This is a genomic window from Staphylococcus sp. EG-SA-2, assembly GCF_017152085.1.
In genome coordinates this window covers 1-627 of sequence record NZ_JACYHC010001246.1, presented here as the reverse complement: position 1 = coordinate 627, position 627 = coordinate 1, and the positions used below count along the sequence as shown (strand labels likewise).

The following is a 627-nucleotide window of genomic DNA, read 5'->3' as shown; positions in this document are numbered from 1 at the left end:
GACTGACATTAACACTCGTTTAATTAAAATTAAATCATGGTTAATGAAGAACTAATTAATATTCAATGGACATCACTTTCAGAAGTAATGTGAATTTTTAGTACGCTCATACCCTGCGTTATAAAACGTAAAAAAAGCCTAACGACAAGGTTGTTTTAAATACGCTCCTTTATGTAAGGTGTACGTATCTATTCAACATTTCATCGCTAAGCTGCTTCAAATTTATTACTTTAGAGTCATTGATTACTTACTTTAAATTTGATTAATAGTCACTGCTATATTTTGAATATCCTTACTATTCAACACATCGCCCATGTGCTCGAATTGCAATTTATCACCTAAATCAATTTCTTGCTTTTCTCCATCTTTCAAATTGAAAGTGATCTTACCGTATTTAGTCGTACCTTTATATAAACCATAATTTTTAACTAAATGTTGTCTAATTTTGAAATCAAGTTCTTTCAGTGAAACTTCTTCTTTATTAATTAAAAATGAGTCAATTGATGCATCTAAATTTCCGCCATACACTTTTTTTATAAATAAAGGTGTATTAGTTTCAGAAGATTGGTTATTTTTCTTCGTTACACCACCAACAGTAGATAGTCTACCGTTTGGATCAATTAATTC

General features: G+C 29.5%; 1 protein-coding gene. It reads right to left on the bottom strand.

Going from position 1 to position 627, the window contains the following annotated elements; all coding sequences use genetic code 11:
• Positions 1-252: 252 nt before the first annotated feature.
• On the bottom strand, positions 253-627 hold a 375-nt coding region (locus IDG60_RS20250), incomplete at its 5' end, for an exotoxin beta-grasp domain-containing protein (RefSeq protein ID WP_274611456.1).